The following is a 22,924-nucleotide window of genomic DNA, read 5'->3' on the forward strand; positions in this document are numbered from 1 at the left end:
CGTGAGGGAAAGGTGAAAAGCACCCCGACAAGGGGAGTGAAATAGATCCTGAAACCGGATGCTTACAAACAGTGGGAGCCCGCAAGGGTGACCGCGTACCTTTTGTATAATGGGTCAGCGACTTAGTCTGACGAGCAAGCTTAAGCCGATAGGCGTAGGCGTAGCGAAAGCGAGTCTGAACAGGGCGTTCAGTTCGTCGGATTAGACCCGAAACCAAGTGATCTAGCCATGAGCAGGTTGAAGGTTGGGTAACACCAACTGGAGGACCGAACCGTTGAATGTTGCAAAATTCTCGGATGACTTGTGGCTAGGGGTGAAAGGCCAATCAAACTTGGTGATAGCTGGTTCTCCGCGAAAACTATTTAGGTAGTGCGTTGGATGAATACCTCGGGGGGTAGAGCACTGGATGGGCTATGGGGGCTTACCGCCTTACTGATCCTAACCAAACTCCGAATACCCGAGAGTACTATCCAGCAGACACACGGCAGGTGCTAACGTCTGTCGTGGAAAGGGAAACAACCCTAATCACCAGCTAAGGCCCCCAAATTATGGCTAAGTGTGAAAGGATGTAAGAACCCCAAAACAACCAGGATGTTGGCTTAGAAGCAGCCATCATTTAAAGAAAGCGTAACAGCTCACTGGTCTAAACAAGGGTTCTCGCGCCGAAAATGTAACGGGGCTCAAGCCATATGCCGAAGCTGTGAGTTCATCCTTCGGGGTGAGCGGTAGCGGAGCGTTCCGTAGGCCTGTGAAGGGATACCCGTGAGGGGTCCTGGAGGTATCGGAAGTGCGAATGCTGACATGAGTAACGATAAAGGGAGTGAGAGACTCCCTCGCCGAAAGTCCAAGGGTTCCTTCGTTAAGCTAATCTGCGAAGGGTTAGTCGGCCCCTAAGGCGTACCCGAAAGGGGAAGTCGATGGGAATGCGGTTAATATTCCGCAACTTGGTGGTAGTGACGAATGGCGTGTGTTGTCTGACCTTATTGGATTGGTCGGGCAGCGAAGCTGTTCCAGGAAATAGCTCCACCGTACAAACCGTACCCTAAACCGACACAGGTGGACAGGTAGAGTATACCAAGGCGCTTGAGAGAACGATGCTGAAGGAACTCGGCAAATTACCTCCGTAACTTCGGGAGAAGGAGGCCTCGGACTTGGGCAACCAGGTTCGAGGGGCACAGACCAGGGGGTAGCGACTGTTTATCAAAAACACAGGGCTCTGCGAAGTCGCAAGACGACGTATAGGGTCTGACGCCTGCCCGGTGCCGGAAGGTTAAGAGGAGAGGTGAGAGCCTTGAATCGAAGCCCCGGTAAACGGCGGCCGTAACTATAACGGTCCTAAGGTAGCGAAATTCCTTGTCGGGTAAGTTCCGACCTGCACGAATGGCGTAACGACTTCCCCGCTGTCTCCAGCATCGACTCAGTGAAATTGAATTCCTCGTGAAGATGCGAGGTTCCTGCGGTTAGACGGAAAGACCCCGTGCACCTTTACTATAGCTTTACACTGGCATTCGTGGCAGCATGTGTAGGATAGGTGGTAGGCTTTGAAGCGTGAGCGCCAGCTTGCGTGGAGCCATCCTTGAAATACCACCCTTGCTTCCATGGATGTCTAACCGCGGCTTACGCCCGGGACAGTGTATGGTGGGTAGTTTGACTGGGGCGGTCGCCTCCCAAAGAGTAACGGAGGCGTGCGAAGGTGGGCTCAGACCGGTCGGAAATCGGTCGTCGAGTGCAATGGCATAAGCCCGCCTGACTGCGAGACTGACACGTCGAGCAGAGACGAAAGTCGGCCATAGTGATCCGGTGGTCCCGCGTGGAAGGGCCATCGCTCAACGGATAAAAGGTACGCCGGGGATAACAGGCTGATGACACCCAAGCGTCCATAGCGACGGTGTTGTTTGGCACCTCGATGTCGGCTCATCGCATCCTGGGGCTGGAGCAGGTCCCAAGGGTTTGGCTGTTCGCCAATTAAAGCGGTACGTGAGCTGGGTTCAGAACGTCGTGAGACAGTTTGGTCCCTATCTGCCGTGGGTGTCGGAGAATTGAAAGGATCTGCCCCTAGTACGAGAGGACCGGGGTGGACGTACCTCTTGTGGACCTGTTGTGGCGCCAGCCGCATTGCAGGGTAGCTACGTACGGACGGGATAACCGCTGAAAGCATCTAAGCGGGAAACCCACCTTGAAACGAGTTCTCCCTTGAGAGCCGTTGTAGACGACAACGTTGATAGGCTGGATGTGGAAGCGTAGCGATATGCGTAGCTTACCAGTACTAATAGCTCGATCGGCTTGATCACTCTCATTAACCCATGCCCATCCGAAAGCACGGCGGATGGTCGATGAAGAAAGACCGGCTAATGCCGGACGGGCCCTGCCCGCCAGTTTCACGAACCTTCTGATCGCAGCGCAGTCTCGCGCTTGCCGGTCTGATCGGGGCCTCGCCTCGAACAGCCCGACAGGCATAGGGCCACCGCTTGCGGTCAGCAGGAAAGAACGTCCTCCGCCGGCCTGGTGGCCTTTGCGAGGGGTCCCCACCCGATCCCATTCCGAACTCGGCCGTTAACCCCCTCCGCGCCAATGGTACTCTGGCTTAAGCCACGGGAGAGTAGGTCGCTGCCAGGCCAGCCGAGCACGTTCAATACTCTCCACAATCGCAATACAAAAAAGCCCTCCGGTGAAAACCGGAGGGCTTTTTGCGTTCTGAAAAAATGAGCGGGGACTGAGTGGCTCCCCGCATCCAGCGCCAGTTTGCGGCTTTACAAAAAAAAGCCGGGGCATTGCCCCGGCCCTTCGTGCGGCACCGGTTGCCGGCGCTCTAGCGGTAGGGGTAGCCGGCCTTTTCCTGCACGGCGGCATAGTCCTTGAAGATCTGCACCACCCGACCCGCGCGGTCGGAGCTGGCTGCAATCTCGTCCCAAAAGCCCTGCGCGTCGCTGTTGACCTGCGCCCACTCTTCGGCCGGAAGCTGGGTCAGCTCCATCTTCTCGCCTTCCACCCGCAGCTTTGCCTCGCCGCCCCAGTACCAGACATTCCGGTAGTAATGCGACTGGTCGATTGTGGAGCGGTAGAGCTGCTGGAGATGCGGCGGGACCTTGTTCCAGCTTTCCGTGTTGGCGAAGTAGGAGCCGAACCATGCGCCGGTGATGGAGTTGGTGAGCGCGTAGTTGCAGATGTCGGCCCAGCCCACCTCGTAAGCCTCGGTGAAGCCGCACCATGCCACGCCGTCAAGCTCGCCGGTCTGGAGTGCCACTTCCACGTCGTCCCACGGAACGGTGACGGGGATGAGGCCGTAGCGGGCGAGGAAGCGGCCGGCCGTCGGCACGCCGAACACGCGCTTGCCGCGCATGTCCGCCAGCGACTTGATGGGCTCGTTGACGGTGAAGATGTGGAGCGGATCCCACGCGCCGGTGGACAGCCACGTGACGTTGTCGACCTCGCCGTAGGCCTCTTTCCAGATCTCGTCGAGCCCATAGTACATGAACATTGACGCCACATCGAGCGAGTAGCGCGTGGCGAACGGGAAGTAGCCGCCGAACACCGAGATATCGACCGGGGAGGCCATGGTCGCGTCATCGGACTGGACGGCGTCGATGGTGCCGTTCTGCATGGCGCGGAAGAGTTCGGACGTCGGCACCAGCTGGTCGGCGTAGTAGAGCTCGATTTCCATCTCGCCGTTGGCGGCGGCGTTGAACGCGTCGATCTGCGGCTTGATCACGTGGGCGCCCAGCGGCGCGCCGGAGTAGGTCTGCAGGCGCCACTTGATCGGGGCCTGGGCGCGCACGATGGCGGGGGCAGCCAGCGAACCGGCGGCGACGGCCGCGCCGCCGAGGCCGGCCTTCTTCATGAAATCGCGGCGGCTCGCCAGGATCTTTTCCGACGGGCTCTTGATGATCTTGTCAGTCATTCGCGCTTCTCCTCTTGAGGGGGCGGCCCATTTGGCCGTTATGCGCCGGGCCTAGTAGCCTCGGACGGTTTGGGGGAGCCACAGCGCAATCTGCGGAAAGGCCATGACCAGAGCGATGGTGAGGCCGATCATGATCACGAACGGCCAGATCGAGCGGTAGATGTCCGGCAGCGTGATCTCCTTTGGCGCAAGCGCGCGCATCAGGAACAAATTGTAGCCGAACGGGGGCGTGATGTAGGCGATCTGGCACGTCATCGTGTAGAGGACGCCGAACCAGATCAGGTCGAACTCCAGAATTTTCACCAGCGGGATGTAGAGCGGCGCGACAATGACCAGCATTGCCGTGTCGTCGAGGAACATCCCCATGATGATGAACGAGATCTGCATCATGATGATCACCTGCCAGGGCGACAGGTCCCACCGCGTGATGAACAGGGACTCGATGGCCCGGACTGCGCCGAGGCCGTCGAACACCGCGCCGAAGGCGAGGGCGGCGAGGATCAGCCACAGGAACAGCGCCGAGACGGCCAGCGTCTTGCGCGCCGTGGTGTGGATCATGTTGAACGAAAGGCGGCGCTTCCACGCGGCGGCGAGCGTTGCCGCGGTGGCACCCACGGCGGAGCTTTCCACGAGGCTGATGTAGCCCATGATGAAGAGCCCGGTCATCAGGAAGAAGATCAGGAACGGGATGATGCCCGCGCGCAAAAGCTTCAGCTTTTCCTTCAGCGGGATCGCCAGTTCCTCGTCCGACAGGCGGGGCGCAAGCTTGGGGTTCTTCTTGGCGCGCACCCAGATGTAGATGACGAACATCGCCGCCATCAGGAGGCCCGGAAAGATGCCCGCGAGCCAGAGCTGGCTGACCGGCTGGCGCGCGATCATCCCGTAAAGCACCATCACCACCGAGGGCGGGACGAGGATGCCCAGCGACGAGCCGCCTTGCACCACGCCGGTGATCAGCACCTTGTCGTAGCCGCGGCGCAGCATTTCGGGGAGGGCGATGGTGGCGCCGATGGCCATGCCCGCCACCGACAGGCCGTTGATGGCCGAGATGATGACGGTGAGCATGATGGTGCCGATGGCAAGCCCGCCCGACACCTTGCCGAACCAGACGTGGAGCATCTTGTAGAGGTCTTCGGCAATGCCCGACTCCGACAGGATGTACCCCATGTAGATGAAGAGCGGCAGCGTCAGCATCGGGAACCAGTTGAACAGCTTGAACGCTGCCGTGAACGGGATTTCCACGCCGCCGGTGCCGTAGAGCAGCAGCACCGCGCCGGAGGCGACGAAGCCGATGGCCGCGAACACGCGCTGACCCGTCAGGACGAGCACCAGCATGGACGCGAACATGAAGATCGCGACGAACTCGTTGCTGACATCAAGCACGGGAAATGCCTCGCAGGGTGGCAATGTCCTTGAGGATCTCCGAGATGGTCTGCAGGATCATCAGGACGATGCAGGCGCACATCAGCACCTTGATCGGGATCATCGAGGGGTTCCACATGGAGAACCGCGTCTCGCCGGTCTGGATGGCGTAGGTGGTGCTGGAGACCGCGCCGAACATCAGGACGCCGAGGTAGAAGAGCAGACACAGCGCGGTGACGAGGTCGAGCCTGGCCTTCCCGCGGTCTGACAGCTTTTCGTAGAGGAGGTCCATCCGCGCGTGGTCGTTGTCGCGGATCGTCATGGCGCCGCCGGTGAAATAGTAGGCGGTGAGGGTGAACTGGGCCGCCTCGATGCACCAGTGCAGCGGGATCTCGATCACGTTGCGGGTGATGGCGTCGAGCAACAAAATGCCGACCATCAGGAAGATGAGGTACATGGAGGCGATGCCGACATAGCCGGACAGGCGGTCCACAACCCGCACATAGGTATTTGCCAGTCCTTGCATCCTCGTCCTTCCGTTCAGGCGGCGGCCTTGCCCTGGTGTCGATCGTTTTGGTCCGCACCCGAACGAGCGCTCAAAGTCGAGACGCCCGCATCATGCAGGAGCGCGGCCAACTCGCCCTCTGGCGGTGTTTCGGAGATCAGAATGTCGATGGCGGTCGGCGCGCACACGCGGAAGCCGGCATGGCGGCCGAACTTGGACGACGCGCTGAGGACCACCGTGTGGCGTGCGCTGGCGATCATCGCGCGGGCAATCTGCGCCTCGTCGAAATCGGCATCCATGGCGCCGGCCGGCGCGTCGATGGCGGCAACGGTAATGACCGCATGGTCGGCGCGGAAGAGGGCGATCTGATCCAGCACCATGGGGCCGATGGTCTGCTCGTTTTCCGCCCGGTACTGCCCGCCCAGCAAATAGAGCCGGTGGTCGGCGCTCCGGCCGAAAACGGCGGCAATCGCATGGGAATTGGTGATCACCGTCAGGTCCGGCACGGCCAGTAGGGCGCGGGCGGCGGCCGTGGTGGTGGAGCCGCTGTCGATGAACAGCGTATCGCCGGGGCGGATCACCCCGGTCAGCAGGGCGGCGATGGTGGCCTTGGCGCTCTCGTCCTCGCCCATGCGCTGGCGGAGGCTCGGCTCGGCGTGAAGCTGGGCCTTGAGGGCGCCGCCGTGGATCTTGCGCACCAGCCCGTCGGCGGCAAGGCGTGACAGGTCACGCCGGATGGTTTCAGCCGACACGTCGAAGCGCACCGCAAGGGCTTCGACGGACTGCCGTCCCTCATCATGCACAAGGGTCGCGATTGAATGACGCCGCTGTTCGGGAGCCACGCTCTGATCCTCCAACTTCTGGCAGACTAGGGATTGAGCAATTACCAAGTCAACGAAATATTGCCCGAAAAATTTGCATACCATGGTCAAATGGGCACTAGGTTGACCGAGCGGGCATCTAAATCCACATTCGTGTGGGATTGAAGGAGGGCAACATGGCGCCGACCATTTGTGTCGAAGCATCAGGCCGCGCGTTTGACGTCGCGATCATCGGCGCCGGCGTTGTCGGCTGTGCGCTCGCCCGGCGGTTCACGCTGGACGGGGCGCGGGTCGTGATCCTCGAAAAGGCGGCCGACGTGCTGGACGGCGCGTCGAAGGCCAACAGCGCCATCCTCCACACCGGGTTCGATGCCCCGGTGGGCACCCTGGAGGCCGACTGCATTGCCGCCGGCCACGCCGAATATCGTGAGATCCACGCCCGCCTCGGCCTTCCGCTGATTGAAACCGGGGCGCTCGTCATCGCGTGGACCGAAGCCGAAGAAGCGCGGCTACCGGCGTTGATGGAGGCGGCACGGCAAAACGGCGTGCCGGTCGCACCGCTGACGGCGGCTGAAACCTACGCGCTTGAGCCGGCGCTGGGGCCGGGGGTGAGGGCGAGTTTCCGCGTCGCCGCTGAATCGATCATCGACCCATGGTCCGCGCCCCACGCCTACCTTCTGCAAGCCTTCCTCAACGGCGCCACCTTGTGCCGCGCCACAGAAGTGACCGGCGGAACTTACGAAGACGGCGGCTGGACCCTGGCGACCCGGCGCGGCGATCTGAGGGCGAGCGTCGTCATCAATGCAGCAGGGCTTTATGGCGACCTTGTCGACCGGCAGCTTCTGGGCGAGGCTTCGTTTCAGATCCGCCCGCGCAAGGGCCAGTTCGTGGTCTACGACAAGCCGGCCGCGAGCCTTGCGGCGCATATCCTCCTCCCGGTGCCGACGGAGACCACCAAGGGCGTGGTCGTCTGCCAGACAGCGTGGGGCAACCTCCTCGTCGGTCCCACTGCCGAAGAGCAGGACGACCGCGCCAACGCGCCACTGGATGGCGCCGTGCTCCACGGTCTGCGGCAGAAGGCCGAGACCATCCTGCCGGCGCTCGCCGGGCACGAGGTCAATGCCGTCTATGCCGGCCTCCGCCCCGCGACGGAGGAAAAGAACTACCGCATCAATCGTGTGGCGGACCGGGCCTATGTGTCGGTCGGCGGGATACGCTCCACGGGGCTGAGCGCGGCGCTCGGGCTTGCGCAGCATGTGGCCGAGCTCGTCCGCCCGTTCGCCCCGCAAATGGTCCCCTTGGCGGACCCCGTCTGGCCGACCGTGCCCAACATTTCCGAAAGCGCGCCGCGGGACTACGAGGCGCCCGGCAATTGCGGCATTGTGTGCCACTGCGAGCTTGTCACCCGGCGGGAGGTGGAGGCGGCGCTGTCCGGTCCGCTGGCGGCGCAGAGCGTGGCGGGGCTCAAGCGGCGCACCCGCGTTCTGATGGGCCGCTGCCAGGGCTTCTACTGTTCAGCCGAACTGGCGCGGATCACCGAAGGCCGCCTTTCCGAGCCGATGGTGCCGCCCCATGGGTAAGCTGCCGGACCATGCCGATCTCGTCATCGTTGGCGGCGGGCCTGCGGGGCTTGCGGCCGCCATCGAGGCCCGCAAGGCGGGCCTCTCGGTTGCCGTGCTGGAGCGGGAGCCGACGGCAGGCGGGATTCCGCGCCACTGCAACCATCCGCCCTACGGGGTGAGGGAGTTCGGCCGGCTGATGAAAGGCCCCACCTATGCACGGCGGCTGGTGGCCGAGGCCGCCGCCGCGGGTGCTGACATTCGCACCGGCGTCACGGTTCTGGCGCTGCATTCCGGTCCGCGCCTCACCGTCACCGATAATTGCGGGGCGCGGGACATCACCGCGCGGCGGGTCCTGCTGGCAACCGGGGTGCGTGAAACGAGCCGCGCGGGGCGCCTTCTGGGCGGCACCAAACCCGGCGGCATTCTCAACACCGGCGCATTGCAGGGGCTGGTGACGCTGGATGGGCTGGTGCCGTTTCAGCGCCCGGTCATTCTGGGCACTGAGCTTGTGTCCTTCTCCGCCATTCTCACGCTGCGGCATGCCGGGGTCCGGCCGGTGGCCATGCTTGAACCGGCCAGCACCCCCACAGCCCGCTGGCCCTCGGCCATGCTGCCGCGCCTCCTGCGCATTCCGCTGCACCTCGGCACCGACATTGTCGCCATCGAAGGCGAGCAGCGGGTCACCGGCGTGCGTGTGCGCGGGCCGGGCGGAGAACGCACAATTCCAGCGGATGGCGTGGTTCTCACAGGTCGCTTCCGCCCCGAAACGGCGCTGATGAAACCGTCCCACCTTGCCCTCGATGCAGGGAGCGGCGGCCCTGTGGTGGACCAGTACGGCCGGTGCTCGGACCCAGATTATTTTGCCGCCGGCAACGTGCTGCGGCCTGTGGAGACAGCCGGCTGGAGCTTCCGCGAAGGGGCAGCGGCGGGGAGGGCTGTGGCCGCAGACCTTGCGGGCGACTTGCCGGCAGCCGCGCCGTTCCTCACCATTGCGGCAGGGGAGGGCATCAAGCTTGCCGTGCCGCAGCGTATCGCCCCCGGTGCCCGCGGCGGGGCATTGCAGGTGCGCGTCGACCGTCCGCTGCGCGGCCGTCTGGTGCTCAGCCTTGCCGGCAAGGCGGTGGCATCCCAGCGCATCGACACGCGGCCGGAGCGGCGCCTCAGCGTGCCGCTGTCGGCAATTCCGCAGGGCGCGACCGGCACCGCGACGCTGACAGTGGAGGAGGCCGCGTGAGCATCCTTGCCATCGACCAGGGCACCACCAGCACGCGCGCCATTCTGGTGGCCGCCGACGGGACGGCGCGCACGCTCCACGCAGCTACCCACAAGCAGCATTATCCCGGCCCGGGCCACGTGGAGCACGACCCCCGCGTGCTTCTGACCAACGTCCGCGCGGGTCTGGATGCGGCGGCATCGGTGCCGGATCTCGACGCTGTCGGCCTCGCCAACCAGGGCGAGAGCTGTCTGGCGTGGAACCGGCACACCGGTGAACCGATCACCCCCGTCATCGTGTGGCAGGACGACCGTACGCGGGGTGATATCAAGCGCCTGCGGCAAGAGGGCCACGAACCGCAGGCCCGCGAACGCACCGGGCTGCCGCTGGACCCGTACTTTTCCGCCTCCAAGCTTGGCTGGATCCTGCGCGAAATTCCGGAAGCGGCGCGCCTTGCCGGAAGCGGCGCGCTCTCCCTTGGCACCACCGACGCCTTCTTCCGCCAGCACCTTACGGGCCGCTGCGAAACCGATGTCACCACCGCGTCGCGCACCGGCCTCATGAACCTTGCCAGCCTCACCTGGGACGCGGAGCTTTGCGCGCTCTACGGCGTGCCGGCGGACGCGCTCCCGCCCATCGGCCCCAGCGCAGGACCTCTCGGCACGGTGCGGGTCGGCAGCCGGGACAAGCCGCTTGCCGCCAGCCTGGTGGACCAGCAGGCCGCCCTTTACGGGCATGGCTGCACCAACCCCGGCGACGCCAAGATCACATGCGGCACCGGCGCTTTCATGCTGTGCGTCACCGGCAGTGAGCCGCCGGCGGGCAGCAAGGGCGCCCTGCCCACGGTGCTGTGGCAGCGGGCGGGGCAAGCGCCGCGCTACGGCCTCGACGGTGCGGTCTATTCCGCCGCGGCAGCGGTCAACTGGGCGCAGGGTCTCGGCCTTTTCAAATCATTCGACGAGATTGAGCGGTTCGACGCGCCGCCTGCCATCGGCCGCGGCCTCGCCTTCGTGCCCGCGCTGTCCGGCCTTGCCTGCCCGCGGTGGGACCGAAGTGCGCGGGGCGCCTTCCTAGGCCTTTCGCTGGACACCACGCCGCGCGACATGATGCAGGCGGTGCTGGAGGGGATTGCGCTGCGCCTTGCCGAGGTGGCCGCTGCAATCGACGCCGAGCAGACGCTGGCGGACACCCTTCCGCTGGACGGCGGCCTCTCCGTCAATCCCTACTTCACCCGGTTTCTGGCCGATTGCACCGGCCGCACGCTCCGCATCGCCGACATTCCCGACGTTACCGCCATCGGCACCGCTCGCCTTGCCGCAGAGGCTGTCAGCGTCCGATGCGCCGTGCCCGGAAACGGCCGCCTCGTCCACCCGCAACCTCTCGGCTTCGACGCTGCATCGCGGTTCAGGACCGCTGTCGAAGCGGCGGTCCATTTTGCCGCCGCAATGGATGCTGACGCGAACTGACAAGGTATTGGGGTGCCGACATTCCAGTGTCGGCGCGAGATATCGGCCGCGTCAGTTTCTGAATTGCCGGTCAGCCCTGTCGATTGTTGCCCGAATTGTCGCCAATAATCAGTTTTCTTGGTCGCGAGCGCTTTCGCCGCTCCTGACTAGCATGCATACTCATCGCAGGCGCAACGACGCCACAGCATGAGCCCCACCGAAAAATCACGGGGCCGAGGGAGGAACTATGAAACACACCGCGAAAATCGCGGCGCTGGCCGCTGCGTTTGCATTGCCGTTCGGTGCGCCCGCAATGGCGCAGGACACTGTCGAGCTGCACGGTGCATCGCAGTTCGGCGACGATCACGCCTTCACCAAGGCACTCGTGAAGTTCCAGGATGCGGTGGGCGAATGCTCTGACGGTAAAGTCACTTTCGTCCTGCACAAGAACTCCGAGCTGGGGCTGGAGAAAGACTACTTCAACTTCATGTCGCAGGGCGTTTCGGTGGACTATGCCATCGTGTCGCCGAGCCACATGTCCACCTATTCCAAGAAGGCGCCCTTGATGGACATGCCCTTCTTGTTTCGCGACCTCGACCATTGGAACAAGGTGCTCGACCAGGGCGGCCTCGACCCCATCGCGCAGGACGTGTCCGACCGGGCTGACGTCGAGCTGATCGGCTATGCCGGCGGCGGTACGCGCAACCTCATCGTCAACAAGCCGGTGACCAACATGGCCGAGCTGGCGGACCTGCCGATGCGCGTCATGGGCGCCCCGATCCAGACGCGGATCTTCGAAGCGGTGAACGCCGCCCCGTCCGTCATCGCCTACGACGAAGTCTATAACGCCATCCAGACCGGCGTGATCGACGCGGCGGAGAACGAGGCTGCCGGCATCGAGCAGATGAAGTTCTACGAGGTCGGCCCCGACATTTCGCTGACCCAGCACGCCATCACCGTCCGCCCGATCGCGTTTTCCGGGAAGACCATGAAGCGCCTGCCCGAAGACCTCCAGGCTTGCATCCGCCAGGCTGGCATGGAAGCCGGCAAGTATGGCCGCGATCTGGAATCCTCGCAGGACTCCGAGAAGCTGGCTGCCATGGAAAGCGCCGGATACCTGAAGACCCACGTCTTCACCGAGCGCGACAAGCTGCTTGAGCTGGCCGAGCCGGTGAAGCGCGCCTACGCCGAAGAGCTGGGCGCCACCGACACCCTCGATCGCATCAACGCGATCCAGTAGTCTCCGAGAGCACGGGGCGGACGGGGGTTCCCGTCCGCCCCGGTCCCGCCATGACGAAAATCCTCGACGCCATCCAGTTCACGCTCAAGGTTGCGATCACGCTTCTGATCGTCGCGCTGATCGTCCCCGTCACCATGCAGGTCCTGTCCCGCTACACAGGGATCGTGCCCCGCTACATCTGGACCGAGGAGCTTGCCCGGTTCTGCTTCATCTGGGTCATCATGGTCGGCTCCATGATTGCCGTACGGGACGACACCCACTTCGATGTTGACCTGCTGCCGCTGCCCGAAACCGCCATGGGCCTCGGCTTTTCCAAGCTCGTCCGCCACCTTGCGATGATGCTCCTTGCCATCGCCTTCATGTGGTACGGGCGCCCCTTCGTGAACCAGGGGCTGATGCAGACGTCCGAAATTGCTGAGCTGCCGATGGTGACGATCTACGCCGCATGGCCGCTGGCCGGCCTGGTGTGGGCGATCTTCCTGGCCGAAAAGCTCGCAACCGACATTCGCTACATATCCATGGGCCGCAAGAAGCTGCCTCCCTACGACCCCTTGCTGCGCTCGGGTGACCTCGACGCTGTGGAGCACATCGATGTCCCCAGGTGAGGTCGCCCTCATTCTCTTCGGCACGTTTGGCGTGCTCATCATCATGCGCGTGCCGGTGGCGTTCGCGCTCGGCCTTGCCTGCGTGCCGGTGTTCTTCATCTCCGACAGGCTGACACCGAGCCTCCTGTTCGACCAGATGTTCAAGTCGTACAACTCGTTCATCCTGCTCGCCGTCCCGTTCTTCCTTCTGGCCGCCAACCTGATGAACTCGGCCGGCATCACCCAGCGGCTGATCAACCTGTCGCGCGTCAGCGTCGGCCATCTGCCTGGCGGGCTGGGGCACGTCAACGTCGTCGTCTCCATGCTGTTTGCCGGCATCTCCGGCTCCTCCACGGCGGACGCCGCGGGCATCGGCTCGCTGCTCATCCCGCAGATGAAGAAAGAGGGCTACGACACGCGCTTTGCGGTCGCCGTCACCGCCTGCTCCTCGGTGATGGGCGTCGTCATTCCGCCGTCCATACTGATGGTGGTGTGGGGCGGGCTGATGTCGGTCTCCATCGGCGGACTCTTTCTGGCCGGCGTCCTGCCGGGGCTGCTGATTGCCGCGTCTATGATGGGCGTTGTCTATGTCTACGCCGTCCGGCGGGGCTACCCGGTCTACCCGCGCGCCACCTTGCGCCAGTTCGGCGCGGCGCTGGCGGGGGCGATCCTGCCACTCGCAACGCCGGCCATCATTATCGGCGGCATTGTGGGCGGCTTCTTCACGCCCACCGAGGCCTCCGTGGTGGCGGTGCTCTACTCGCTGGTGCTGGGCATGGTGATCTACCGCACCATCACCCCCGCGCGGCTGCCCAAGGTGTTGTACGAAAGCGCGCGCTTTGCCGCCATCTCGCTGTTCTGCATCGGCACCGCATCGGCGTTCGGCTGGATCCTCGCCTACTTCAAGATCCCGCAGGCGCTGGTCAACGAAATGGCGAGCTGGGGGGCGGGGCTGACCGAAACAGGGCTTCTCATCGCGCTGGCATTCCTGATTTTCGGCATGTTCATCGACGCGATCCCGGCAATCATCATCCTTGGCACCGTGCTTTACCCGGTGGCGCAGGACGTGGGGATGCACCCGATCCACTTTGCAATCATCGGCGTGGTCTCGCTGGCATTCGGGCTGGTGACACCGCCCTATGGCATCTGCCTGCTCATCTCCAGCGCCATCGGCGGCATCCGCATGGTGGATGCATTGAAGGATGTCTGCGTGATCCTTGGCGCAATGCTGGCGGTGCTCCTGTTCATCATCCTGTTTCCGGATGCCATCCTGGCGCTGCCGCGCTGGATCATGCCCAAATTCATCGGCTGACCCGGCCGGAACGGGGTTTGCATCACGGCGGGGGCGCGCAACACTCGGCGCGCCCCCGCCGGAGACCCCATGGACAGACCGCCCCCAGCCCATGATCCTGCCGTGACCGACCGGTGGCACGTGGTTGCGCCGGCCGGCACCGCGTGCGCCACCACGCTTCTCGGCGAGCCCATCGAAGTTTGCGCGGACGGCAGCGTGCGCGTTGCCGGCGGTGGCGCGGCCCTCGCAGCGTGCAACGCGCACGGCTATGTCTGGGCCTCGTTCGGCACGCCGCTCGCGCTGTTCGATATTGCCGAGCTTGCCGAGCCCGACCGGCGGACCCTCCACGCCGCCTCCATCGGCGTTGCCACCTCCGCCCCCCGCGCCATCGAGAACTTCCTCGACATGGGGCATTTTCCGTTCGTTCACGACGGCATCCTGGGTGCCGAACCGTTCACCGAGGTGAAGGATTATGACGTGGCGCTGGACGAGGCGGCGGGAGAAATCCTCGCCACCCGCTGCCGCTTCTTTCAGCCCATGGCAGCGGCCACCTCCAGCGGCGGCGCCGACGTGGACTACATCTACCGCGTGCCGCACCCGTTCTGCGCCGTGCTCTACAAATCGAGCGGCCTCGATCCGTCGCGCAACGACGTCATCGCGCTCTTCGTCCAGCCCACCGGCGAGGAAAGTGTGATTGCGCACATGCTTCTGTCGCTGCTGGACGACAACAACGACGATGCCGCCATCCGCCGCTTCCAGCAGACCATCTTTGCGCAGGACAAGCCCATTCTGGAAAGCCAGTGGCCGCGGCGGCTGCCGCTCGACCCGCGCGCCGAAACGCCGATCCGCGCCGACAAGAGCTCCATCGTGTACCGCCGCTGGCTGGCGGCGCTGGGCTGGCGCTACGGCGTCATTCCGGCGGGTGGCTGACATGGCGTCGGAACGGCAATGGTGGCCCGTGGCGGCCAGCGACGAGGTGGTGCCGCGCCATGTCTTCCAGGCAACGCTGCTGGACCGGCCGCTGGCCGTGTGGCGGGCCGACGACGGGACACTGAACGTGTGGGAGGACCGTTGCCTCCACCGCGGTGTGCGGCTGACGCTTGGCACCAACGACGGGGCGGAGCTGATCTGCCGCTATCACGGCTGGCGCTATGCCAGCGGCACGGCCGGTTGTACCTACATTCCGGCCCATCCGGCGGACGCCCCGGCGCAGACCATCCACAACCGCATCTTTCCGGTGCGCGAGGCGTTCGGCCTTGTCTGGTCCGCCGCAGAGGCGCCAGCGGGCGAGCCGTCCCGCTTTGATCCCGCCGCAACGCTCGTCCTTCGGCCAATGCCGGTGGCAGCGGCCCCGGCTGATGTCGCCGCAGCGCTTGGCGCCGAAATTGGCGCGGCCCCGGCCGGCCTGCATCTGGCCGCGGCGGACGGCACGGCGGAATATTTCATCCAGGCAGCGGGAGCGGGGCGGTCGATCATCCGCGGCCTTGCGGTGCCCGAAGGCGCCGCGCTCGCCCAGCTTGCCAGACACAACGCGGCGCTTTCCGGCTTGCGCGACGCTATCGAGGCCACCGCGCCGCCGGTCGCGATATCCACCGCCCCCGCGCTCGCGCCAGCCCCTCCGGGCTACGACCCTGGCGCGCCCGGAGAGGCCGGGCGTGCCACCCCCTTGCGGCTGAGAGTGGCGGAGAGGACGACGGTCGCGGACGGCATCGTCCAGTTCCGCCTCACGCCGGTCTCCGGCCAACTGCCCACGGCCCAGCCCGGTGCTCACATCGACCTTGCGCTCCCGGGCGGGATCACACGCCAATACTCGTTGCTGAACGGCCCCGGCGAAACCGCGCACTACGCCATCGCGGTCAAGCGCGACCCGGCATCCCGCGGCGGATCGGCCGCCCTGCACGACCGCGTGCGGGTGGGCGATGTGCTGGCCGCCTCTCGCCCGCACAATTCGTTTCCGCTGCGCCGCGATGCGGTGGCAACGCGCTTCGTGGCCGGCGGCATCGGGCTGACGCCGCTGGTCGCCATGGCGCGGGCGCTGGCGCGGGCCGGCGCGCCGTTCGCATTCCACCACTTCGTGCGCACGGAGGGGGAGCTCGCCTTTCGAAAGACGCTGGCGGCGCTCGGGCCCTACACGCCGCATGTCGGCCACGCGCCCGCGGCGGCAGAGGCGGCGCTCAACACCGTGCTTGCTGCGCCGGAAACGCCGCAGAACCTTTATCTGTGCGGCCCGCCCGCCATGCTGGACGCCGCCCGGCGCATTGCCGCGGCGAATGGCTGGCCGGAGGCGCGCGTCCATTTTGAATATTTCGCCAACGAAATGCCCGCGACGCGCGCCGGCGCGTTCACCGTGGCGCTTGCCCGCTCGGCGCTGACGGTGCCGGTGCGCGAGGGCGAAACCATTCTGGCGGCCCTGCGCGGCGCCGGCGTTCCGGTGGAAAGCTCCTGCGAGCAGGGGGCGTGCGGCACCTGCGTGGTGCGGGTGCTGGAGGGGATGCCGCTCCATCAGGATGTCTGCCTCAGTGCCGCCGAGCGGGAGGATCACATCGCAACCTGCGTGTCCCGCGCGAGCTCCGCGCGCCTGGTGCTCGACCTGTGACGCTGGTGCTCACCGATCAGGTGCTCTCGGCGGATTGCTACAAGGTCCGCCTCGCCCTCGGCTTCCTCGGCCTCGCGCACGAAATCGTGCCTGCCGACGCCGCGTCCGCTGTGCCGTTTGAGGGGGACGAACCGCCAATCCTGAACGATGGGCCGCACACTGTTGCCGGCGCTCTCCCGATCCTGCGCCATCTTGCCGCCAGCGCCCCGGTCTGGTCCCCCGAGCCGGCTGGTCAGGGTGCCGCCTTCGCGCTGTCCGCGGCCTTGGCGGATAGCTGCGGCATTGCCCGGAAAATCGTGAACTTCGGCGTTTCCGGCGATCTCGCAGCCGCAAGGTCCGGTGCGCGAACCGTGCTGCGGGGCATTGACGAGACGCTGTGGTTCGGCGCCCGCACCGGCAATCCGTGGCTTCTTCCGGGGCCGCAGCCGACATTCGCTGAAATCGCATGTTTTCCCGATATCGCGCTGGCCGGAGAGGGCGGGATCGACCTTGGCGAAACGCCCGCCATCCGCCTGTGGTGCGAAAGGGTCCGCCGCCTTCCTGGCTTTTCGGTGATGCCTGGCGTGTTTCCGGCCGGGCCGGGGCATTGATCCCCGCTATGCGCAAAGCGAGTGCATGCGATCCGGTTGACCAATAATTGAACAGAGGTAATAACGGCGGCAGGCTTTGACAAAGGTTGGTGCATGAGCGCTACGACGTACATGACGGGCAACGGCCCGCGCGCATTCTTCGCTTCCGGGCTGGAAGCGAAGCCCACGGCGTTCTCCGAAATTCCGGTGATCGATTTTGCCGCAATGCAGGGCGATGACGCCGCCGCAAAGGCGGCCGTTGGCGCTGCCGTGCGCGATGCGTGCACCAAGGTCGGCTTCTTCTACGCCGTCAACCACGGGATGCCGCAGGACGTGATCGACGCCACCTTCGGCGCTGCCCACAATTTCTTCGACAAGCCGCTCGAGGAGAAGAAGCGCGTCTCGATCACCCGGTCGGAGGCGATGCGCGGCTATACGGCGCTGCTGGAAGAAAACACCAACGTCGAGAACAAGGGCGACATGCTGGAGGGCTTCGACCTCGCGCTCGACCTGCCCGAGACCGACCCGGACGTTGCCGCGGGCGTGTTCGGCTATGCCGCCAACCAGTGGCCGGACGGCGAACCCGCATTTCGCGAGGCGCTGACCACATACCACGATGCCGCCCGGACCGTCGGGGCGCGCATCTTCGCAGCCTTCGCGCTGGCGCTGGAGCTGCCGGAAGACTTTTTCGCCGCCAAGATCACCAAGCCGATGGCGCACATGCGCGTCCTTCACTACCCGCCGCAGGACGGCCCGATCGACGAATCCCAGATCGGGATCGGCGCCCACTCCGACTATGAGTGCTTCACCATGCTCGCCACCGATGACGTGGGCGCGCTGCAGGTGCTGAACGCGGCGGGCGAGTGGGTCGCGGCGCCGCCCATGAAGGGTGCGTTCATCGTCAATGTCGGCGACCTGATGGCGCGTTGGACCAACGATTATTTCCAGTCGACCATTCACCGGGCGATCAACCGGTCCGGCCGCGAGCGCTATTCCATCCCGTTCTTCTTCGGCCCCAACAGCCAGGACGTGATCGAGGTGCTGCCCAGCTGCCAGTCCGCCGAGCGGCCGGCAAAATACGCGCCGATCACCGCCGGCGACTATATCCGCTCCCGTTTCGACGACACCTACGCCCACCGCCGCGAGGACGAGGCGTGAGCCTCTCCCCTGCCAAGCCCGCCATGCGCCAGAAGGACACCCGGATGCACCGTCTCGCCCGCCGCATTGCGGCCGCCACCCTCACTCTTGCCGCCGCTGCGACCGTGGCCGGTGCTGCCAGCGCCTTCGAGCTGAAGGACGAGCCCAAGGTTGCCTTCATCTATGGCGCAACCGCCCGTGACGGTGGCTGGAACGAGGCGCTCGACAACGCCAAGCAGAAGGTGGAAGCCGATCTCGGCATGAAGATCGCCACCGTCGAGAGCATTCCCGAAGAGGCGACCGCGCTCAAGAACGCCATCGACCTGTTTGCCGGCCGCGGCTTCAACGTCATCGTCGGCACCACCTACGGCTATTCCGACGGTATTCTGGAAGCGGCCAACAAGTACCCGGATATTGCGTTCATCAACGCATCCGGTGCCACCAATTCAGCCAACCTCGAAGGTTTTTACGCGCGCACCTATCAGGGCTGGTATCTGGCCGGGATGGCGGCAGCCGGCGTGTCCGAAACCGGCAAGGTCGGCATTCTGGGCGGGTTCCCGGTGGGGCCCGTCAACTGGGACATGAACGCCTTCACGCTGGGCGCCCGCGCCATCGACCCCGAGATCGAGGTGATCGTGGTCTACACCAACTCATGGTGGGACCCGGTGAAGGAAGGCGAAGTCACCAAGGCCATGCTCGACCAGGGCGCCGATGTGATTGCCAACAACCTCTCCTCGTCCTCCCCCTTCGTTGCGGCGGAAGAGGCGGGCGCAAAGTCCATCGGCTTCCAGCTCGACATGTCCAAGCATGCGCCTGAGGGAATGCTGACCTCGGTTGTCTTCAACTGGGAGAAATATCTCGAGCCGACCCTTCAGGCGATGAAGGACGGCACCTGGACCCCGAACGAATACGGCGCCTTCCCCGGCATGGACGAGGGCGTCGTCGCCATCGCGCCGCTGTCGGATGCGGTACCCGCAGACATCAAGGCAAAGATCGAAGACGTCGCAGCAAAGATGGAAGCTGGCGAGTTTTCGCCCTTCGACGGTCCGATCACCGCGCAGGACGGCACCGTGAAGGTGGCCGAAGGCGAAACCCTCGACGATGGCGGCCTCTGGTCGATGGACTTTCTCGTCGAAGGCACCACCGGCACGTTGAACTGATCCGCAGTCCGGTCTGACATGAAGGAGACGGTGCCGGTGCGCCAGAATCCGGCCACCGGCGCCGTCGTCACGCCGCTCCTCGCCATGGAGGGCGTGACCAAGAGGTTCGGTGGCGTCACCGTGCTGGACGCTGTGGACTTTGCGGTGGCGGCTGGCGAGGTCCATGCGCTGCTGGGCGAAAACGGCGCGGGCAAGTCCACGCTGATGAACGTCCTCAACGGCATCTACAGCGCCGATGCCGGCACCATCCGTATTGGCGGCACGCCGGCCGCCATCCACGCACCGGCCAACGCGCTCGCCGCCGGCCTTGGCATGGTCCACCAGCATTTCCGCCTCGCCAGACCCTTCTCCGGCCGCCAGAACATCCGTCTCGCCGCCGGTGCGGTGGACGGCCTGCGCACCGGCGCTGCCTTCGAGGCGCGCCTTGCCGAGGTGATGGCGCAAACCGGCCTTTCCGTGCCGCTGGACCGGCCGGTTGCGGCCCTTTCGGTGGCCGAACGCCAGCGGATCGAAATTCTGAAGGCGCTGGTGCTGGGCGCCCGCATTCTCATTCTGGACGAACCTACCGCCGTTCTGACCGACGCGGAGGCCGAGCGCCTCCTCAAGCTGGTGCGCACGCTGGCCGATCGCGGCATTGCGGTGGTGCTGATCACCCACAAGCTGCGCGAAGTGGCGCAGGCGGCGGACCGGGTTTCCGTGCTGCGGCGTGGCAAGATGGTGCTGACCGGCGCGCCGGTGGACAGTGCCGCGGCCCCCGCGCTGTCACGCGCCATGGTCGGCGAGCGGGAGCTGGAAGAGCCGCTTCTCCCCAGTGTCGAGGCGGGGGTGCCGCTTCTGTCGCTCTGCGGTGCATCGGTGGCCGGTGAGACCGGCGCTGCGGTGACGGACGTCAGTCTCGTCGCGCGGTCGGGGCGGATTGTCGGCATTGCGGGTGTCGGCGGCAACGGCCAGCAGGAGCTGGCGGAGGCCATTGTCGGCCTGCGGGCGCTGTCCGCCGGCACGCTCTGTCTTGGCGAGGCGGATGCCGGGGCCGCCTCCATCTGGCACCGGCGCGAACTGGGGCTGCGGTTCATCCCGTCGGACCGGGCGGCTTTCGCGCTCGCCCCCAACCTGTCACTGGATGACAATCTTGCAGCGCCTGCGGTGCGGGCGGGCACCTTCGGCCGCTGGCTGGTTGCGTTCGGTGCGCTGCGCCGCAGTGCCGCCGCGCTGGTGGAGGCGTTCGACATTGCGGGCGGCAAGGGCAGTGCGCCGGTGCGCCTTCTTTCGGGCGGCAATGCGCAAAAGGCGGTGCTGGCGCGCGAGCTTGGCGACGACGCGCGCGTCATCGTCGCCCATTCGCCGACGCGCGGGCTCGACGTTTCGGCCTGCCGCTACGTGCGCAACCGCCTGCGGCAGGCGGCCAACCGGGGCGCGGCCGTCCTTCTCATCACCGAGGATCTGGAGGAGGTTCTGAGCACCGCCGACGAGATCCACGTCATGAGCCGCGGCGCGCTCACAACCACCCCCGGCGCAACGCCCACGCGGCAGGAAATCGGCGAACTGATGCTCGGCCATGCTTGATGCCCTGACCCTGGAGCGCCGCGTCGCCGTCGCGCCCCTCACCCATGTTGCCGTCTATGTGCTGTCGCTCGCGGTGGCAGGTGCGCTGGCGCTTGGTGTGCTGGTGGCCGTCGGCGTTCCCACCGATGCGCTGCTCGACGAGCTGGTGGTGCAGGTCTTCCTGTCCGAAAACGGCCTTGCGAAAACCATCACCATCGCAACGCCGCTGATGCTGGTGGGGCTGGCGGCAGCGCTCACCCTGCGCCTGCGCTTCTGGAACATCGGCATCGAGGGGCAGCTTCTTATCGGCGCCATTGCCGCAACGGCGGTGGCGCTGGGCGACATCGGCGGCCCGTTGCGCCTTCCGGTGATGCTGGTTGCCGCGGCGCTCGGCGGCGCGTTGTGGATTGCCATTCCGCTGGTGCTGCGGATGGCGCTCGGCGTGAGCGAGGTGGTGGTGTCGCTGCTCCTGTCCAATGTGGCGTTTCTCCTGCTCCAGCATCTTCTGTTCGGCGCGTTCGGCGATCCGGCGCGCCAGTTCCCCACCTCGCCAGTGTTCGATGATCTGGAAAAGCTGCCGCGCCTCGGCCTGGGGGACATGCATTTCGGCCTCGTCATCGCGCTGATTGCAATTGTGCTGGCGGCCATCTTCGTCGCGCGCTCGCGTCCGGGGTTCTACGCCGCGTTCGTGGCCGACAATCCGCTGGCGGCGCGCACCATGGGCTTTCCGGTGCAGGCGGTGCTGATCGGCTCCGTGCTTGTGGGCGGGGCGATGGCGGGCCTTGCCGGCGGCATCATCGTCAGCGGCACGGAGCACCGGCTCACCCAGTTCGTCGGCCTCAACGCCACGTTTTCCGGGATCGTCATTGCTGCCATCGCGCGCTACCGGCCGCTGTGGATCGTGCCGGCCGCCATCTTCATTGCGGGGCTCAACGTGGCCAGCCAGTCGCTCAAGGTATTTTACGGGGTTTCCGAAGGGGTGGTGCTGCTCATCCAGGGTATCGTCCTTCTGGTGCTGGTGACCGGACAATTCGGCGCCGCCTTCAAGATCAGCCGCACGAAAGCCGCCTGATGACCGACTTCCTCACCACCTGGCTCGCCAGCGCCCCGGCCTTCATGACGCCGCTGCTGCTGGCTTCCGTCGGCCTCATCTTGTGCGAGCGGGCAGGGGTGCTGAACCTCGGCGCCGAAGGCATCATGGCCATCGGTGCGATGACGGGGGCGTTTTCGGTCGTCTCCGGTGCATCGCCCTTCGCGGCGCTGGTGTTCGGTGCGCTGGCGGGGCTTGCCGTATCCATCCCCTTCCTCATTGCGGTGGTGGTGTTCCGGGCCGAGCAGATCCTGGCCGGCCTTGCCCTCGTCGCCATCGGGCTTGGCGTTGCGGCGACGCTGGGGCGGGACATTGCGCACACGCCATTCTCCGGCATTCGCAACCTCACCCTGCCGGACGCGCTGACCGGCATCCCCTATGTCGGCGGCATGCTGTTTTCGCAAAACGCGCTCACCTATGTTTCGGTGCTGATTGCCATTGTGGCGGCGCTCTTTCTGGCGCGGGGGCTGCACGGCCTTCGCCTGCGCGCGGTGGGCGAAGACCCGGCCACGGCAGACGCCGCCGGCGTGGACGTGCAGCTTTACCAGATTGGAGCGCTCACGGCGGGCTGCCTGCTGATCGGCCTTGCCGGCGCCTACCTGTCGGTTGCGGGCAGCCGCGTGTGGGTCGATGGCATGGTGGCGGGGCGCGGATGGATCGCCATCGGCCTTGTGGTGTTTGCCCAGTGGTCGCCGCTGCGGGCCATTCTCGGTGCGCTCATCTTCGGTGCGGCGGACGCGTTGATCCCGCGCCTTCAGGCCACCGGCGTCGACGTGCCGGTCTACATCCTGTCGATGACGCCGTATGTGCTCACGATCGTGCTTCTGGTGGTTGTGGCGCTGGCGGGCGGCCGCCGGTCCGCCGAGCCGGGCTTTCTCGGCCGCGCCTACCTCCGGCAGGACCGCTGAG

18 protein-coding genes and 2 rRNA genes (1 of these 20 only partly in view) are annotated in these 22,924 nt (G+C 65.5%); 16 read left to right on the forward strand and 4 right to left on the reverse strand.

The genetic code is table 11. The features are described from left to right. Both RDV64_RS10130 and rrf read left to right on the forward strand, forming a co-directional pair. Positions 1-2,291, forward strand: a 23S ribosomal RNA gene (locus tag RDV64_RS10130); it begins 420 nt to the left of the window's first position. A 210-nt stretch (positions 2,292-2,501) separates the two neighbouring features. Continuing rightward, a 5S ribosomal RNA gene (gene rrf, locus RDV64_RS10135) occupies positions 2,502-2,616 on the forward strand. Positions 2,617-2,809: 193 nt separating this feature from the next. Here rrf and RDV64_RS10140 read toward each other — a convergent pair. Genes RDV64_RS10140 through RDV64_RS10155 form a run of 4 tightly spaced genes read right to left on the reverse strand, consistent with a single transcriptional unit; the run spans position 2,810 to position 6,607 of the window. After that, positions 2,810-3,898 (reverse strand): twin-arginine translocation signal domain-containing protein, encoded by a 1,089-nt coding sequence (locus tag RDV64_RS10140; RefSeq protein WP_309199132.1) that lies wholly within the window; start codon positions 3,896-3,898, stop codon positions 2,810-2,812. Between the two features lie 51 nt (positions 3,899-3,949). Continuing rightward, on the reverse strand, positions 3,950-5,245 hold the full coding sequence (locus RDV64_RS10145; RefSeq protein ID WP_309199473.1) for a TRAP transporter large permease subunit: 1,296 nt from the start codon (positions 5,243-5,245) through the stop codon (positions 3,950-3,952). Between the two features lie 28 nt (positions 5,246-5,273). Then, positions 5,274-5,786 carry a TRAP transporter small permease subunit gene (locus tag RDV64_RS10150; protein WP_309199133.1) on the reverse strand — a complete coding sequence of 171 codons (513 nt, stop codon included), beginning with the start codon at positions 5,784-5,786 and terminating at the stop codon, positions 5,274-5,276. Between the two features lie 14 nt (positions 5,787-5,800). Beyond that, on the reverse strand, positions 5,801-6,607 hold the full coding sequence (locus RDV64_RS10155; RefSeq protein WP_309199134.1) for a DeoR/GlpR family DNA-binding transcription regulator: 807 nt from the start codon (positions 6,605-6,607) through the stop codon (positions 5,801-5,803). A 155-nt stretch (positions 6,608-6,762) separates the two neighbouring features. Between RDV64_RS10155 and RDV64_RS10160 the strand changes: the two genes are divergently transcribed. From RDV64_RS10160 to RDV64_RS10225, 14 genes are all read left to right on the forward strand, one after another. Next, positions 6,763-8,166 (forward strand): NAD(P)/FAD-dependent oxidoreductase, encoded by a 1,404-nt coding sequence (locus tag RDV64_RS10160; protein ID WP_309199135.1) that lies wholly within the window; start codon positions 6,763-6,765, stop codon positions 8,164-8,166. Further along, positions 8,159-9,382, forward strand: a complete 1,224-nt coding sequence (locus RDV64_RS10165) for an FAD/NAD(P)-binding oxidoreductase (protein ID WP_309199136.1) — start codon at positions 8,159-8,161, stop codon at positions 9,380-9,382. Before RDV64_RS10160 ends, RDV64_RS10165 begins: the two co-directional genes overlap by 8 nt. Next, the gene (locus tag RDV64_RS10170; RefSeq protein WP_309199137.1) at positions 9,379-10,827 is read left to right on the forward strand and encodes an FGGY family carbohydrate kinase; all 1,449 of its coding nucleotides are present in this window, start codon (positions 9,379-9,381) and stop codon (positions 10,825-10,827) included. Before RDV64_RS10165 ends, RDV64_RS10170 begins: the two co-directional genes overlap by 4 nt. A 226-nt stretch (positions 10,828-11,053) precedes the next feature. Beyond that, entirely contained in the window at positions 11,054-12,046 is a 993-nt protein-coding gene (locus RDV64_RS10175; RefSeq protein WP_309199138.1) for a TRAP transporter substrate-binding protein, read from the forward strand. 50 nt (positions 12,047-12,096) lie between these two features. Beyond that, complete coding sequence (locus tag RDV64_RS10180; protein WP_309199139.1) at positions 12,097-12,651, forward strand: TRAP transporter small permease; 555 nt, start codon at positions 12,097-12,099, stop codon at positions 12,649-12,651. Then, on the forward strand, positions 12,638-13,942 hold the full coding sequence (locus RDV64_RS10185; protein ID WP_309199140.1) for a TRAP transporter large permease: 1,305 nt from the start codon (positions 12,638-12,640) through the stop codon (positions 13,940-13,942). Before RDV64_RS10180 ends, RDV64_RS10185 begins: the two co-directional genes overlap by 14 nt. A 69-nt stretch (positions 13,943-14,011) precedes the next feature. Next, a complete protein-coding gene (locus RDV64_RS10190) occupies positions 14,012-14,851 on the forward strand; it encodes an aromatic ring-hydroxylating dioxygenase subunit alpha (RefSeq protein WP_309199141.1) in 840 nt (279 codons plus the stop codon). A 1-nt stretch (position 14,852) separates the two neighbouring features. Further along, a complete protein-coding gene (locus tag RDV64_RS10195; RefSeq protein ID WP_309199142.1) occupies positions 14,853-16,517 on the forward strand; it encodes a Rieske 2Fe-2S domain-containing protein in 1,665 nt (554 codons plus the stop codon). Further along, complete coding sequence (locus RDV64_RS10200; protein WP_309199143.1) at positions 16,514-17,107, forward strand: glutathione S-transferase; 594 nt, start codon at positions 16,514-16,516, stop codon at positions 17,105-17,107. Before RDV64_RS10195 ends, RDV64_RS10200 begins: the two co-directional genes overlap by 4 nt. 93 nt (positions 17,108-17,200) lie before the next feature. Beyond that, on the forward strand, positions 17,201-18,244 hold the full coding sequence (locus tag RDV64_RS10205) for a 2-oxoglutarate and iron-dependent oxygenase domain-containing protein (protein ID WP_309199144.1): 1,044 nt from the start codon (positions 17,201-17,203) through the stop codon (positions 18,242-18,244). Continuing rightward, positions 18,241-19,383, forward strand: a complete 1,143-nt coding sequence (locus RDV64_RS10210) for a BMP family ABC transporter substrate-binding protein (protein ID WP_309199145.1) — start codon at positions 18,241-18,243, stop codon at positions 19,381-19,383. The genes RDV64_RS10205 and RDV64_RS10210 overlap by 4 nt, the downstream gene beginning before the upstream one ends. 18 nt (positions 19,384-19,401) lie before the next feature. Next, positions 19,402-20,946, forward strand: a complete 1,545-nt coding sequence (locus tag RDV64_RS10215) for an ABC transporter ATP-binding protein (RefSeq protein ID WP_309199146.1) — start codon at positions 19,402-19,404, stop codon at positions 20,944-20,946. Further along, a complete protein-coding gene (locus RDV64_RS10220; RefSeq protein ID WP_309199147.1) occupies positions 20,939-21,997 on the forward strand; it encodes an ABC transporter permease in 1,059 nt (352 codons plus the stop codon). Before RDV64_RS10215 ends, RDV64_RS10220 begins: the two co-directional genes overlap by 8 nt. After that, complete coding sequence (locus tag RDV64_RS10225) at positions 21,997-22,923, forward strand: ABC transporter permease (protein ID WP_309199148.1); 927 nt, start codon at positions 21,997-21,999, stop codon at positions 22,921-22,923. Before RDV64_RS10220 ends, RDV64_RS10225 begins: the two co-directional genes overlap by 1 nt. The last annotated feature ends 1 nt before the right edge of the window (position 22,924 follow it).

It is taken from the genome of Acuticoccus sp. MNP-M23 (assembly GCF_031195445.1).
Taxonomy (GTDB): Bacteria; Pseudomonadota; Alphaproteobacteria; order Rhizobiales; family Amorphaceae; genus Acuticoccus.